The organism is Streptomyces sclerotialus (assembly GCF_040907265.1).
GTDB classification, from domain to species: Bacteria; Actinomycetota; Actinomycetes; order Streptomycetales; family Streptomycetaceae; genus Streptomyces; species Streptomyces sclerotialus.
Map to the genome: position 1 here is coordinate 4,611,753 of NZ_JBFOHP010000002.1, position 13,586 is coordinate 4,625,338.

General features: G+C 71.1%; 14 protein-coding genes. 10 read left to right on the forward strand and 4 right to left on the reverse strand.

The genetic code is table 11. From position 1 onward, the window contains the following. Positions 1 to 369 precede the first annotated feature (369 nt). On the forward strand, positions 370 to 597 hold the full coding sequence (locus AAC944_RS20485) for a hypothetical protein (RefSeq protein WP_030621842.1): 228 nt from the start codon (positions 370 to 372) through the stop codon (positions 595 to 597). A 116-nt stretch (positions 598 to 713) separates the two neighbouring features. On the opposite strand, the gene AAC944_RS20490 is transcribed toward AAC944_RS20485, so the two are convergent. Further along, positions 714 to 953, reverse strand: coding sequence for a chaplin (locus AAC944_RS20490; RefSeq protein ID WP_030621840.1), 240 nt, complete (start codon positions 951 to 953; stop codon positions 714 to 716). A 357-nt stretch (positions 954 to 1,310) separates the two neighbouring features. Here AAC944_RS20490 and AAC944_RS20495 point away from each other — a divergent pair, with 357 nt between their 5' ends. The 6 genes from AAC944_RS20495 to AAC944_RS20520 all read left to right on the forward strand — a co-directional run bounded on the left by AAC944_RS20495 (position 1,311) and on the right by AAC944_RS20520 (position 5,055). Further along, positions 1,311 to 1,556, forward strand: a complete 246-nt coding sequence (locus tag AAC944_RS20495) for a chaplin (RefSeq protein WP_030621838.1) — start codon at positions 1,311 to 1,313, stop codon at positions 1,554 to 1,556. A gap of 210 nt (positions 1,557 to 1,766) precedes the next feature. Next, entirely contained in the window at positions 1,767 to 2,153 is a 387-nt protein-coding gene (locus AAC944_RS20500; protein WP_030621837.1) for a rodlin, read from the forward strand. 326 nt (positions 2,154 to 2,479) lie between these two features. Next, complete coding sequence (locus tag AAC944_RS20505) at positions 2,480 to 2,713, forward strand: chaplin (protein ID WP_030621836.1); 234 nt, start codon at positions 2,480 to 2,482, stop codon at positions 2,711 to 2,713. A 135-nt stretch (positions 2,714 to 2,848) separates the two neighbouring features. Further along, positions 2,849 to 3,652: a chaplin gene (locus AAC944_RS20510; RefSeq protein WP_030621828.1), complete on the forward strand. Its 804-nt coding sequence runs from the start codon at positions 2,849 to 2,851 to the stop codon at positions 3,650 to 3,652. Between the two features lie 314 nt (positions 3,653 to 3,966). Then, positions 3,967 to 4,245: a hypothetical protein gene (locus tag AAC944_RS20515; protein WP_030621825.1), complete on the forward strand. Its 279-nt coding sequence runs from the start codon at positions 3,967 to 3,969 to the stop codon at positions 4,243 to 4,245. A 426-nt stretch (positions 4,246 to 4,671) separates the two neighbouring features. Continuing rightward, the gene (locus AAC944_RS20520) at positions 4,672 to 5,055 is read left to right on the forward strand and encodes a rodlin (RefSeq protein WP_030621823.1); all 384 of its coding nucleotides are present in this window, start codon (positions 4,672 to 4,674) and stop codon (positions 5,053 to 5,055) included. A gap of 164 nt (positions 5,056 to 5,219) precedes the next feature. On the opposite strand, the gene AAC944_RS20525 is transcribed toward AAC944_RS20520, so the two are convergent. The 3 genes from AAC944_RS20525 to AAC944_RS20535 all read right to left on the reverse strand — a co-directional run bounded on the left by AAC944_RS20525 (position 5,220) and on the right by AAC944_RS20535 (position 7,737). Further along, positions 5,220 to 5,474, reverse strand: a complete 255-nt coding sequence (locus AAC944_RS20525) for a hypothetical protein (protein WP_196943231.1) — start codon at positions 5,472 to 5,474, stop codon at positions 5,220 to 5,222. 92 nt (positions 5,475 to 5,566) lie between these two features. After that, on the reverse strand, positions 5,567 to 6,328 hold the full coding sequence (locus AAC944_RS20530; RefSeq protein ID WP_030621822.1) for a hypothetical protein: 762 nt from the start codon (positions 6,326 to 6,328) through the stop codon (positions 5,567 to 5,569). 1,100 nt (positions 6,329 to 7,428) lie between these two features. Further along, on the reverse strand, positions 7,429 to 7,737 hold the full coding sequence (locus tag AAC944_RS20535) for a hypothetical protein (protein WP_368396377.1): 309 nt from the start codon (positions 7,735 to 7,737) through the stop codon (positions 7,429 to 7,431). 214 nt (positions 7,738 to 7,951) lie between these two features. On the opposite strand from AAC944_RS20535, the gene AAC944_RS20540 reads away from it, so the two are divergent. The 3 genes from AAC944_RS20540 to AAC944_RS20550 all read left to right on the forward strand — a co-directional run bounded on the left by AAC944_RS20540 (position 7,952) and on the right by AAC944_RS20550 (position 13,505). Next, positions 7,952 to 11,014, forward strand: a complete 3,063-nt coding sequence (locus AAC944_RS20540; RefSeq protein ID WP_030621817.1) for an AfsR/SARP family transcriptional regulator — start codon at positions 7,952 to 7,954, stop codon at positions 11,012 to 11,014. Between the two features lie 237 nt (positions 11,015 to 11,251). Beyond that, positions 11,252 to 12,142 (forward strand): glycerophosphodiester phosphodiesterase, encoded by an 891-nt coding sequence (locus AAC944_RS20545; protein WP_030621816.1) that lies wholly within the window; start codon positions 11,252 to 11,254, stop codon positions 12,140 to 12,142. Positions 12,143 to 12,323: 181 nt separating this feature from the next. Further along, complete coding sequence (locus tag AAC944_RS20550; protein ID WP_030621814.1) at positions 12,324 to 13,505, forward strand: acyltransferase family protein; 1,182 nt, start codon at positions 12,324 to 12,326, stop codon at positions 13,503 to 13,505. Positions 13,506 to 13,586 lie beyond the last annotated feature (81 nt).

Below are 13,586 nucleotides of genomic sequence, written 5' to 3' on the forward strand. Positions count from 1 at the left end.
AGACGGGGACGGGGAGCCACGCCTTCTCGCGCACGGTCGCCGCCGGAGCCGACTCACGTACCCGGCGGCGACCCCTCGCCGGCGCGGCACGCCCGTATCCCCCGATATCCCCCGGAGGAATCACCCCGGAACAGCCGGGGTTCTTTCTTTTTCCGGTGCGGTCCGCCGACCGGGTGGCGGCGGTTCGGCCGGGTGATTGAATGATCAAACGTTTGCAATTGTCGGGGCAGCATAACTCCGCACTGCCGGAGTCGCACGGGACGGGCCGGGAAATTGCGCCAGTGGAGTTATTCGTATGTCTGGGCGAGCGCCGAACGGGTGCGGCTGTCATCATTCTTATGTCCCATTTCTGCGCAGAAGGAGAGAACCATGCGCAAGTTCATCGGACGCTTCGCCGCCACCGCCGCGCTCACCGCGGCAGCCGTCGTCCCGCTCTCCGGTGTCGCCTCGGCGCAGTCCCAGGAGGCTGCCGCGCCGACGTCCGCTTCGGCTTCGGCAGCCAGCCCCTGCTGGTGGGGTGGGTGCTGGGGCCACGACCATCACCACCACCACTACTACGACTACGACCTCATCGACATCGGCATCAGCCTCCTCTGAGCGAGGACTGGCCGGTAGTCATGGGGGGGCCGGTAGTCACGAGGGAAAACGGGCAGAAAAGCGGAAGGGCCCCGCTCGCGCGGGGCCCTTCCCGTATGCCTGCTGCCTGCGGAACGTCAGTCGTTGATGCAGTTGTTGCCGAAGGCGGGGTTCAGCAGACCGATGACATTGATGCTGTTGCCGCAGACATTCACCGGCACGTGGACCGGGATCTGCAAAGCGTTGCCGGACAGCACGCCCGGCGAACCGACGGCCGCGGCGGAGGCGCCGCTGTCGGCCAGCGCGGCACCCGAAGCGGCACCCGTGGCGAGGCCGGCGGCGGCCAGGACCAGAGCGGCCTTGTGGGCATTCTTCATGGGGAATCCCTCCAGGGATGGTTACCGCGGCTCCGGAAGGGCGCCGCACCGTGCTGAACGCAGTTTCGGTCCATCGGCTACGGGCAGCCGCCGATAAACCTTCGATCGGCTCAATGCGCTGAATGTGACGGGGCCGACCGGCTGCGTTCCGAATTCTGGCCGGTTCGGAACGCCGGAGTGCGTATCGATCGCCGAAGTGGCCTTCGGCGTGTTGCGATCCGTACACCTGACCAGTGATTCACCCGATCGGAACCGCACCCGTCCGGCTGTTGATGCGTTGATCGGTTTGTTAGCCCAACTGGGCGACGGAAATCGAAGCCGACGTTACTGTCCGCTGTTCAGTGAAGAGGTACTGCTATGTCGCGCGTTGCCAAGACCGCCCTGCTCACCGCCGTGGCCGGAGCCGCGGTACTCGGTGCTTCCGGTATGGCGTCCGCCACCTCCGGTTCGGGCGCGTTCGGCGCGGCCGAGAACTCCCCGGGGGTCGGTTCCGGAAATCTCGTCCAGGTTCCCGTCCACGTGCCGGTGAACGCCTGCGGCAACACCGTCAGCGTGGTCGGGGTGCTCAACCCGACCTTCGGTAACCCGTGCCTCAACCGATGACAGCTGAGCCGTGCGCCGGCCGATGAGCCGGCTTACGGCGATACGGCTGCGGTCCGTTTTCCATACGGCGCGGCAGTCTGAATGCCTTTCCGGCGTCAGGCTGCCGCGCCGTTGCGCGTTCATTCGGGTGACAGTACAGAACCAAACCCACCGGATTGCGTTGACCAGTTCGCTCCGACTACGGGCAATCTGCACTGAGAAGGGTGAATCGTGTTCAAGAAGATCCTCGCCACGGGAGCCGTGGCGGCATCCATCATCGGAATGGCGGCGGCCTCCGCTCCCCAGGCGCTGGCGATCGGTGACGACGAGGGCCCCACCTCGATGACCGGTAACGGTTCCTCGTCGGCCTACGGCAACCAGACGACGCACGGCCACATGAGCCCCCAGGACGGCCTGACTCAGGGCACGCTGAACGACATGTGCCTGCTGAACTTCTACAAGATCCCGATCGCTCTCGTGGACGACATCCCGATCCTCTCCGACCAGCAGAACATGCAGTGCGCGGAGAACTCCTCGCAGGACAAGCAGGACCAGTCGCTGGCGGACGTCCTCGAGAACGTGCCGATCCTGTCGGCGAACGGTACCGGCAACGGCTGATCCTGACCGTTCGCGAAGGCCCGGGCCGCCAGTTCTCTCCGCTGGCGGCCCGGGCCGTTTCATGTTCTCGGGCAGATTCCGCGGCAAACCGCCGGCCGCCGAATTCTGCCCCGAAGAGGCGACGAACGGAAAGTCCTACAAGCATGATGTCCGGCCGACTCGTTGGGTCATTAGAGGGGGTTCTGCGGAAAGTTCGGGCGGTGGGGTTTCGATTCTCCAGGGTGCTCGTTACCAGACACGGCAGCGTTGTTACGGGCGATCGGGATAGCGCTCGTGCGGCACGAAGGTCGTGACCGTTACGAACTTCGCTGCAGAAAGGGCTGAAAGTGAAGTACACGAAGGTCGCCGCGGTCGCCGCTGGAACGCTGATGGCTGCGGGCGCCGCCGCGCCGGCGTTCGCCGACGCGGGTGCCAGCGGTGCCGCCAACAACTCTCCGGGCGTGCTGTCCGGCAATGTCGCCCAGGTTCCGATTCACATTCCGGTGAACCTCTGCGGCAACACCATCGACATCATCGGCCTGCTGAACCCCTCCTTCGGCAACACCTGCGTCAACGACTGACGTCCGCGACGCACGCAGGTGCGAGTTCGACCTGGACGGCCTCGGGACGCATGCCATGCGCCCCGGGGCCGCCTTGTAGTTACGGGCGTACGGGCAGCAGCCCTTACGCGACGGCAAGCGAAGACAGGAAGACCAATGCGACAGGTCCTGGCAAAGGGTCTCCTCGCCGCCGCGGCCACCACGGGTGTGCTCGGGGTGGCCGGAGGGAGCGCGTTCGCGGACGCGGGGGCGAGCAGCGGAAGCGGGAACTCCCCGGGCGTGCTCTCCGGGAACACCGTCCAAGCGCCGGTGGAGCTGCCCGCGAACGTCTGCGGGAACAGCGTGGACGCCGTCGGGGCGCTCAACCCGAGCTTCGGCAACGGCTGTGCCAGTGCCGGGGGAGACGACGACGGGCAGGCGCACGAGGCGCAGCACGGGCAGCGTACGGCGGAGGGCGGCGAGGACAGCGGTGGGGGCGCGAGCGCGACCGGCTCGGCGCAGAACTCACCGGGCGTCGGCTCGGGCAACAACGCCCAGGCACCCGTCGACGTCCCGGTCAACGCCTGCGGCAACTCCGTCGACGTCGTCGGCCTGTTGAATCCCGCCTTCGGCAACCGCTGCGACTCCTCGTCGAGCGAGCAGGAGCACGCCGACGACTCCGTACCGCAGCATGTGACCCCCGAGTCGCCGCGGCCGGACGGGCCGGAGAAGGTGCGGCCGGGCAAGCCGGAGAAGCCGCGGCCGGGCGGGCGGGAGAAGCCGCGGGCCGACGAGGGGGCGGGCACGCGCCTGACGCACCAGGAGGCGGACGGGGCATCGCGCGCCACCGAACCGGAGTCCGTGGCGACGCAGCTGGCCCGCACCGGTACCCAGCGGATCGGTGTGGCGGCCGGTACCGGTGCCGCGCTGGTGGTGGGCGGGGCGATCCTGTACCGCCGGGCACGTACGGCGCGGCGCTGAGGCCCGCTGCCCGGTGCCCGATGCGGCGCCGGGCAGCACGGTACGGAACCGGTGCAGGCCACCGGGTAGAAATTCAGATTTTCCTTATGGGCGGTCGGCATTGCTCCGGTGCGGGGCAGTGGATAAGGCCTGGAAATCGGTCATGATTCGCGTCGTTCGAGTGTCATCGGAAAAAGCGGCAGGGGCGTAGTTTCCGTATGGAGGCCGGGTCGTTACCCAGAGCGTCGGCAGCGGAATGTACGGCACTCCGCAGTACCTGCACGACGCACAGGGCGCCGTTGTGGCAAGACCGTGTTGTGGAAAGGACGCTGAAGATGAAGCTCGCGAAGGCCGCGGCGATCCTCGCCGGCTCCGTGGTGGCGCTGGGGGGTGCGACCCCTGCGTTCGCCGATGCCTCCCCTACGACCTCACCGCGCATGAGCCTGAACGGCGGGGTGTACGACGCCCTCGCCAGGACGAGGGGCGAAGAGATCGATCCGGTGCTGGACAGCTTGGCGGAGACGACCGGAGCGGTGAAGCACGGCGACACCGACAGGCTGGTGGACGGGGCCACCGGACTCGTGGACAACGCGCCGCTGGTGTCGCTGGGGTAGTCCTGGCCCGCACCGCCGGGCGGCCGATCCGGCGCAAGGATCGGCCGCCGCGCAGCGGGACGGCGTACGGCCCGTCCGGGCCCGCGACCGCGAGGACGGTTCCGGATGAAGGGGAACGGAATCGTCCTCGCCGGTCGGCCGCTCGTTCAACATACCGTGCTGGGGCCCGTTGTCCGGCGCACCGCCGAATTTACCGTCGAACGGCGGATGCGAGTCGGCGCATCGATTTCGCGGAATGGCGTGCGAGATTTCTTGAACGTATGGGCGAACGTCCGTGCCGTTATTCCTCCGGGGCGGCTGTGTCGCAACAGTGAATTCGGGAGCCGGACCAAGAACCATATGGGTGAAATTGCACAACCAAATCCACTGAGGCGAGTTGGGCAGAGCGCTCCGGATGCGGGCATTCAGTAACAAGAAGGGTGAATCGTGATCAAGAAGTTCATGGCCTCCGCCGCGGTCGCGGCGTCCGTCGTCGGGGTGTCGGCCGCGACTGCCCCGCAGGCGCTTGCTCTCGGAGACGACCACGGACCCGCCAGCGCCACCGGCAACGGCGCGGCCGAGGCCTTCGGCAACACCACCACGCACGGCAACATGAGCCCGCAGATCGGCCTGATCCAGGGCTCCTTCAACAAGCCCTGCATCGCCTTCTACAAGATCCCCATCGCTCTCGTCGACGACATCCCGATCCTCTCGGACCAGCAGAACATGCAGTGCACCGAGAACGCCTCGCAGGACAAGGGAGACCAGTCGCTGTCGCACCTCCTCGAGAACGTCCCGGTGCTCTCCGAGAACGGCGTCGGCAACCACTAGGAATGCCGTCGGAGGCCCGGGCCGCAACCTCTCCGGAGGGCCGGCCCGGGCCTTTCGCCGTTCGGGTGGGCCGACGGGAGCGGCACGCCGGCACGGTACCGGCACGGCGACGGCCCCGGCCGCCGCGGCCGGGACGGGCGGTACGGACGGCCGGGTCCGTACGGTCAGAGTTCGTACGGGCGCTGGCGGGGCGGCCGGCGCGGCGGGTCGGGCACCTGCGGTGCCCCGGGCGGCGGGACGGGACCGCCGCCCGGCGGCTCGGCGTCGTCGGGGAGTTCGCGGCGGGGCGGGAACGGGCCGCGCGCGTGCCACTCGGCCAGCAGCCGGTCGTAGATCGGCGTCGGCTCCTCCCGCACCCAGCGGCCGGGCCGGGGCACGCGCGGGGGCTGCGGGTCCGCGTACTCGTCGTCGTCCTTCATGTCCACGTCCCCGTACAACCGGCGGTCCCTGCCGCGGGTTATGGCGGATGTGGGCCGAAGGGGTTAGCGCGGGCCCCGAGGGAGCGGGTCGCTCAGTAGTCCACGTCCGGGGTCTCGGCGCCCGGCTCCTGGAAGGCGGGCGGCTGGGCGTACGGCGACTGCTGCGGCATGCCGGAGGTGCCGGAGGGCCGGGTCCAGGGGTCCTGGGCGCTGCTGAGGATGGTCTTGGCCAGGTTGGTGGTGGCGAAGACGGTCTCCTCGGTGGCGGTCATCAGGTCCTCCCGGTCCTTCGAATCAAGGGCCGCCACCAGGCGCAGGAGCTTCGCGTGCAGGGTGCCGACGGCCTGTTCCTGCGACGTCTCGGGGGCCGGTGCCCGGTTGCCGGGGAGCTCCGGGTTCCTGTTGTCCGCGTCGGCGTGGTCGGTCGGTGCGTACGGGGCGGCCTCGGCGTAGATGTCGGTGGGGGCGTCCGTGCCGGTCAGGCCGGACTGGTCCGCCGGGTACTCCAGGGACTCCGGGGATTCCAGGGACTCCGGGGTGGACATCAGGTCGCGGCCCTGGAGCCTGGCCAGTTCGTCGGCGATGGCCTGGGCCTCGGCCTTGGTCTCCGCATCGGACTTCTTGTCGTCCTTCGTCAGCGCGTCACCGACCACGTGGAGCACGTCGGAGACGGCGCCCAGCAGGCCGCCCGAGGCCTTGTCGCTCGCCGGGGCGTCGGTGTCAGGGACCGGGGCGGCCACGTCGGGAGGGGCGGCGGTTCTTTCGGTGGCAGCCGCGGCGGCCGGACCGGCCGCGCCGAGGACGAGGGCGCCGCAGACGGCGGAGGTGACGACGAGTCCAGGCTTCCGGAGCATGCGCATGGTGGTCCTTTCGGATGACCGGTCGTGGCGGTAGCCGAGGGGCACGGCGGTACCTGGGGGCGGCACTGCCGAGCGGTGCGTCGGAGGGACGCCGAGATATCGTCACGGTGCAAAGAGCGGTCGCCGGGCGCAATTCATCGGCTACCCGCCGTGCGGGGACGTCGCTCCCGGTCATATTGCCTGACCTGCCGTTTCGTCCGGAGCGGCGAGGGGGACGGGGCTGCGGCCATTCGTGGCGCACGGCCGGGTGGCGGCGGGCCCGGAATCATTACCTCCCGGCACGCGGCAGCGTTGCACTGGGTGTGGCGGAGCGTGTCACCGGCCGTGATGCGTGGGCCTTCGCGGGGCGGTGCCGGTCCTTCACCCTCCGGCACCGTCCCGCCTCTCGTGCGGTGCGGGCCTGTTCGGCAGTGCGGGAACGTATCTTCACACCGTCCCTGAGGCAGGCGTATTCGGACCCCGGTCCGGGCGCCGCCCGCAACCTGGGGCCATGGCTTCGAGTTGAACCCTGGCGTGGAGTTCTTTCTCGACAGACAGCGTCCGGGAGCCGTGCCCCGCCCCGGGACGGAGCCGACCCCGATCTACGACCGGCTGCTGGCCGAGTGGCGGGCGGGCACCGTCCGGCGGCCGGCTGCCCGGTGGCCGCAGGACGTCACGGTACGCGGCACCGGCCAGGGGCCCGGTGGTCCGGGGCGCACCGGCGGTCCCGGCCGGTCCGGTGGCCCCGGCCGGCCCGCGGCGGCGCCCGGCTCGCGGCTGCCGGCCGTGGTGACGGCCCCGGCCAGGCCCGCGGTACCGGTCGGACCCGCCGTACCGGCCAGGGCTGCGGCACCGCCCCGGTCTGTGGCACCGCCCCGATCTGCGGTACCGGCCGGAGCTGCGGCGCCTGCGCGGCCCGTCGCGCCGGTCCGGGCGGGGGCGATGCCCCGGCCCGCGGCGCCGGTCCGGGCCGCGGCGCGGGCGCCGATGGCACCGGTGGGGCGGATGGGCCGGGTGCCCGTCGCGCCGCGTCCGGTGACCTCCACGCACCCGCTGTGAGGCGGCCCTGAGGCGAAGCCGGCGCGCGGGCGGTACGCGGCGCCTGTCGCGCGCCCTCAGTGCCTGGCGTTCGTACGGTCCGGCGGGCAGCCGCGCGGCCGGGGGATGGCCGGTCCGAAGGACAGTGCCTGGCGCACGACCTCCTCGGCGGTGGGCGGCACGTCGGGCCAGAAGATCAAGTCGCTGACGTAACGGCACCGCAGGGCCTGCTCCAGCCAGTCCAGATGGGCGTAGAGCTCGGCCTCACCCTGGTACGCGCGGTCCAGGATGCGCTGGACGAGGGCGACGGCCCGCTGCCGTACGGCAGCGTCCATGAGGGCACTGCAGCCGTCGTCGTCGCCGTTTCCGCTGTGGTCGCTGTCCAAGCGAGGCTCCCTGTCGAGAGTGACCGATCCCCCAGAGCCTGTCACTCTTCGGCCGCCGCCAAAACCTCCAGCAGGGCGTCGGGTGGCGGCGGTCCGGCTCCGGATCCGGCTCGGCGGTTGCGCTCCCCCGACGACGGTGTGCGCGCCGGCGCACCGACGGGCCGGATCCGATGTGACGACGGGGCCGACGGGTCGGCCCGTACGGAGGGGCAACATGCGGTTCGGCCTGCTGGGCCCGCTGACGGTGCACGATGCGGCGGGCGCGGCCCGACCGCTGAACAGCGCGAAGGGCCAGGCGCTGCTGGCCGCCCTCCTGTTACGGGCGAACCGCGTCGTACCGGTCGAGGTGCTCAAGGAAGCGCTGTGGGGCGAGCGTGCCCCCGCGTCGGCCAACGCCTCGCTCTACAACCACGTGACACGGCTGCGCAGGGCGCTCGGCGCGGACGGTGACGGACGGCTCCGCTCGGTGGCCCCCGGCTATCTCCTGCGGGTCCGCGCGGGCGAACTGGACAGCACCGAATTCACCGCGGCCGTCCGCCGTGCCCGGGAGGCGTACGCACGCGGCGACTGGGCCGCGGTGCTCCAGGAGGCCGCCGACGCGTCCGCACTGTGGCGCGGCCGGCCGCTGGACGGCTTGCCCGAGGAGGTCTCCGAGGCGCTGGACGCGCAGCCCTTCGTGCGGCAACTGGAGGAGGAAAGACTCCAGTTGCTGGAGTGGCGGTACGACGCCGAGCTGCGGCTCGGGCGGCACGGCGGCCTGGCGCCCGAACTGTCCCGGCTGGTCGCCGAGCATCCGCTGCGGGAGGGCTTCCACCGGCAGCTGATGCTCGTGCTGCGCCGTACGGGGCGGCAGGCGGAGGCGCTCGCCGTCTTCCACGCGCTGCGCCGGAGGCTGGTGGACGAACTGGGCGTCGAACCGGGCGCTGCGGCGCAGGAGGCGTACCAGGAGGTGCTGCGGGAGGACCCGGAGACCGGGGTGGACGTCCCCGCCCGGAGGGCAACTGCGGGGGCTGTCCCCAGGGCAGCTGCGTGGGCTGTCCCAGGAGGAGCCGATGGGCCCCCGCCCGAGTGTGCCGACGAGCGCTCCGCCACGGAGGCAGCGGGAGCCGCACCTCTTGGCGCTGTGCCGGACTCCGCCCCCTTGACGGAGCCCGCACCCCGCCCTGCGCAACTCCCGCCGCGAACGTCCCCCTTCATCGGGCGCGACGACCAGATCGCCGTGCTGTACGAGGCGTTGGCGCCCCGCGGGGACCGGGCGGCCACCGCAGTGCTGAGCGGCATGGCCGGTGTCGGCAAGAGCGCGCTCGCCGTGCACGTCGCCCACGGGCTGCGCGACCGCTATCCGGACGGGCAGCTCTTCCTCAATCTGCACGGCGCCAACCCCGGAGGCGCGCCCATGAGCGCCCTTCAGGCACTGGAGGTGCTGCTGCGCGACCTCGGTGTGCCGCGCGGGCGGGTGCCGGACGAGGTGCACGCCGCGTCGGCGCTGTTCCGCTCGACGCTCGACGGGGCCCGCGTCCTCCTCGTCCTCGACGACGCCGCCGGCGCGGCCCAGGTGCGCCCGCTGCTCCCGGCGGCCCCCGGTTGTGCGGTACTGGTCACCAGCCGGTCGCCGCTGGCCGCGCTGGACGGCGCGGTGCACCTGCCGCTGGCCCGGCTCGCCGAGCGGGACAGCGTGGACCTGATCAGCCGGGTGTCGGGGCAGGGCCGGGTGCCGGCCGGCAGCCCGGCCGTCCGGCGGCTGGCGGAGCTGTGCGGACAGCTGCCGCTGGCGCTGCGGGTGGTCGCGGCGCGGCTGGCGGCCCGTCGCGCGCTGACCGTCGAGGCGCTGGTGGAGCTGCTGGACGGGCAGGACGGGCGGCTGGACCACCTGGAGTACGACGACCTCAGCGTGCGCCGCTCGCTGGCGGTCGCGTACGACGCACTGGTGGCCTCGGACCGGCCCGTCGACCGGGACGCGGCGCTGGCGCTGCGCCGGATGGGCGTGCTGGACCTGCCGGCGTACGAGACGGGGCTGGCGGCCCGGCTGATGGCGGCCGACGACCGGCGGGCCTGTGCCGCGCTGGACCGGCTGGTGGACGTGGCGCTGCTGGAGGAGGTGGCCTTCGGCCGGTACGCGCCGCACGACCTCGTACGGGACTTCGCGCGCGAACTGGCGGCGCGGCACGAGGACGGGGCGGAACGGGCGGCCACGGCGCGGCGCGGCGTGGAGTGGTTCGCCGCCCGCGCCGCCCAGTCCGTACGGGTGTTCGTGCCGGCGTCGCGTCTCCGGACGCTGCGGCTGGCGGGCGAACCGGCCGAGTGCGCCGCGCCGTTCGCGGACGCCGAGGAGGCGTTCGGCTGGGGCGACCGGGAACTGGCGGTGATGCGCGACCTGGTGGCGCGGCACATCCGTACGGACCACGGCAGGGACGCGGCCGTGACGCTGGCACGGATGCTGGAGCCGTACCTGCAACGCCGCGGGCGGACGCAGGAACTGGCCGAGCTGAGCGATCTGGCGCGGGCCGGGGCCCGGGAGTCGGGTGACGCCGGGGCCGAGGTGGTCGCGATGAGCGACCTGGCCGGTGCGTACTACATGTCGGGGCGCTACGAGAAGGCGCTCGTGCTGATCGACGAGGCGATCGCGCGGTCGCGGCTGCTGGGCGACGACGAGTGGCTGCAGCGGGTGCTCAGCAACCGCGGGCTGCTCCTGTACGTGCTGGGGCGCCCCGAGGAGTCCGCGGCGGCCCAGGAGGAGGCGCTGGCGTACGCGCACCGGCTGGGTGACGACCACGCGGTGGCGGTCTGCCTCAGCCACCTGGGGAACCTCTACGAGCTGGCGGACGCGCGCAAGGCCATCGAGTACCACCGTCGGAGCCTGGAGGCGGGCGTACGGCTGGACAGCGCACGGTTGCAGCAGACGGCGCGCTGCAACATCGGCTGCGCCTACCTCTCGCTCGGCGAACCGGAAGCCGCGGTCGCCCACTTCGAGGCGGCGCTGCGCTCCCTGGAGGAGGCCACCGACTGGCACACGGTCTCCGAGAGCCGGCTCGGGCTGATCCGCGCGCTCCGCAGGCTGGCGCGGGACGAGCGGGCGGCGGACGAGTGCCGGGCGCTGCTGGACCTGGCCGAGGTGCGCGGCGACGCGTACACGGCGGGGAAGGCGCGGTACGAGTACGGGCATGTGCTGCGCACCCTGGGGCGCGGTGCCGAGTCCGGTGAGCAGTGGCGGCTGTCGCTGGCGGCGCTGGACGGTACGGATGCCGATGTGCTGCCCGAGTTGCGGTCCCTCGTGTGACGTGGTGGGGCAGAAGAGGCCAATCGTTGGTTAATGCCTCACTCGGAGTGTTCGTGCCTGGCCGTTGTCCCTCCGTGTCCTGATTGTGCGGCCCGCTTAGCCCGCCTGGCGCACAGAAATGGGAAAACGGATAAACTGGTGCAATTGTGGTGGGAGTTGTCATGGGCTCCGGTACCTGGGAGGGGCGGTCCGCTCCGCCTGGCACGCGAGGCCCGCCGCCAGCGTCCAGGAGGCCCCATGCTCCGAAGCGCCGTCCGCAGCGCCGCAGCCGGTTTCGTCCTTCTCTTCGCGGCGGTGCTCGCCGCCGACGCGGGTGCCGGGGGCGGTGGTGCCGCCGCCCCGCCGGCCCCGGTCCGCCTGGTCTCCGCCCAGAAGGGGCTGCCGCTCTACGGCGCCTCCGTGATCGCGCACCGGGGAGCCGCCAAGTACGCCCCCGAGAACACCCTCGCCGCGGTCGACGAAGCCGACCGGCGCGACGTGGAGTGGGTCGAGAACGACGTGCAGCGCACCAAGGACGGCAAGCTGGTCGTCATCCACGACACCACGCTGAAGCGGACCACCGACGCCGAGGAGGTCTACCCGAAGCGATCGCCGTGGCGGGTGGGGGACTTCACCGCCGCCGAGATCGCCAGGCTGGACGCCGGCAGCTGGTTCGACGAGGAGTTCGCGGGCGAGCGCGTGCCCACCCTCGCCTCCTACCTGAACCGGGTGGACCGCAACGGCCAGCACCTCCTGCTGGAGATCAAGAACCCGGAGCAGTACCCGGGCATCGTGAAGCAGGTCCTCGCCCAGCTGCGGGATTCCGGTTGGCTCGACGCGGAGCACGTGATGGACGGGCTGGTCGTCCAGAGCTTCGGGGGTGACGCCGTACGTGAGGTGCACTCGCGGCAGCCGGACGTCCGTACGGCGGTGCTCGGCACGCCCAGCCGTGCGAAGCTGCCGGAGTACGCCCGGTTCGCCGACTGGATCAATCCGCCGTACAAGGACCTGAGTTCGGCCTATGTGTCCGCTGTGCAGAGCCTGTGGGGCCCGCACGCCGAGCGGATGGAAGTGCACACCTGGGGCGTGTCGGTCAGTCAGGCCAAACGGGCCTTCTCGTCGTACGGTATCGACGGCGTAATCCTCTGACCTGGAGCTTCCGCTTCCGTCGCGCGCCGTGTGACGTACATGGCATGTGAAGCAAGTGAGGAGACGATTTACGGGATTCGGCGTGCCGGGCTAGGGTGCCTCTGATGTTCTCAGCTGCCTCGCTCCCCGCAATTCCGGTAAGACGGAGAATTCTCTCCCTGGGTTGCCTGGGGGAGGGGACGTGAACAATCTCGCGCAGCCGCACAGTGAGCGGCGCACCCCTCTTCCGCCCACCCGGACCGCGCCGGACTCCGCGGACACCGCGGTCAAGGACGCCCCGGTCACGGGTGGAGCGCGGCAGACCGGACGGAAGCCGGACGCACCGGCGAAGAACGGCAAGCAGCGCGACGCCTTCTTCGACAACGCGAAGTACCTGGCGATCGTGCTGGTGGCGATGGGCCACTCGTGGGAGCCGCTGCGGGACGGCAGCCGTTCGGCGGCGGCGCTCTACATCACGGTGTACGCGTTCCACATGCCGGCCTTCATCATCATCTCCGGCTACTTCTCGCGCAGTTTCGACATGCGCAAGGACCGGCTGCAGCGGCTGATCACCGGCGTCGCCGTGCCGTACATCCTCTTCGAGACGGCGTACACGCTGTTCAAGCGGGTGGCGGACGACGACCCGGGGTATCCCATCAGCCTGCTGGACCCCTGGTACCTGACCTGGTTCCTGGTCGCGCTGTTCATCTGGCGGCTCACCACGCCGATCTGGAAGATCGTGCGCTGGCCCGTCCCGCTGGCGCTCGCCATCGCCGTGCTGGCGTCCGTCTCGCCGGACATCGGTGACGACCTGGACCTCCAGCGGGTCCTGCAGTTCCTGCCGTTCTTCGTCATCGGCCTGTGCCTCAAGCCCGAGCACTTCCTGCTCGTGCGCAACAAGCGGGCGCGCATCCTGGCCGTGCCGGTCTTCGCGGCCGCGCTGGTCTTCGCGTACTGGGCCGCGCCCCGGATGAACGCCGCGTGGTTCTACCACCGCGACAGCGCCCAGGAGCTCGCCGCGCCGTGGTGGTCCGGCGCCGTCATGACGCTGGCGATGTTCGGCTGCTCGCTGGTCCTGGTGGCGTGCTTCTTCGCCTGGGTACCGGGCCGGAAGATGTGGTTCACCGCGCTCGGCGCCGGCACCCTGTACGGCTACCTCCTGCACGGCTTCCTGGCCAAGGGGTCGCGCTTCTGGGGCTGGTACGACGACTTCCACTGGGTGCACACCCCGCTCGGCGCGATCGCGCTGACGCTGATCGCCGGCACCATCATCACGGTGCTGTGCACCCCACCGGTGCAGCGGATGTTCCGGTTCGCGATGGAGCCCAAGATGAACTGGGCGTTCAAGAAGGACGCCGCCGAGGTGGCCCGCCACCGGAAGTGACACGACGGCCAGGCAGAATCGCCTGTGCCATCCGGGGCCCGGTTCGCGCGCGGACCGGGCCCCGTCGTCGTCCGGAGGAGA

What these genes read in the sequence shown, in the direction of transcription:
- AAC944_RS20540 (WP_030621817.1), top strand. Translation starts at nt 7,952, where the DNA reads ATGCGGTTCGGCCTGCTGGGCCCGCTGACGGTGCACGATGCGGCGGGC.
- AAC944_RS20495 (WP_030621838.1), top strand. Translation starts at nt 1,311, where the DNA reads ATGTCGCGCGTTGCCAAGACCGCCCTGCTCACCGCCGTGGCCGGAGCC.
- AAC944_RS20510 (WP_030621828.1), top strand. Translation starts at nt 2,849, where the DNA reads ATGCGACAGGTCCTGGCAAAGGGTCTCCTCGCCGCCGCGGCCACCACG.
- AAC944_RS20545 (WP_030621816.1), top strand. Translation starts at nt 11,252, where the DNA reads ATGCTCCGAAGCGCCGTCCGCAGCGCCGCAGCCGGTTTCGTCCTTCTC.
- AAC944_RS20530 (WP_030621822.1), bottom strand. Translation starts at nt 6,328, where the DNA reads ATGCTCCGGAAGCCTGGACTCGTCGTCACCTCCGCCGTCTGCGGCGCC.
- AAC944_RS20525 (WP_196943231.1), bottom strand. Translation starts at nt 5,474, where the DNA reads ATGAAGGACGACGACGAGTACGCGGACCCGCAGCCCCCGCGCGTGCCC.
- AAC944_RS20490 (WP_030621840.1), bottom strand. Translation starts at nt 953, where the DNA reads ATGAAGAATGCCCACAAGGCCGCTCTGGTCCTGGCCGCCGCCGGCCTC.
- AAC944_RS20485 (WP_030621842.1), top strand. Translation starts at nt 370, where the DNA reads ATGCGCAAGTTCATCGGACGCTTCGCCGCCACCGCCGCGCTCACCGCG.
- AAC944_RS20515 (WP_030621825.1), top strand. Translation starts at nt 3,967, where the DNA reads ATGAAGCTCGCGAAGGCCGCGGCGATCCTCGCCGGCTCCGTGGTGGCG.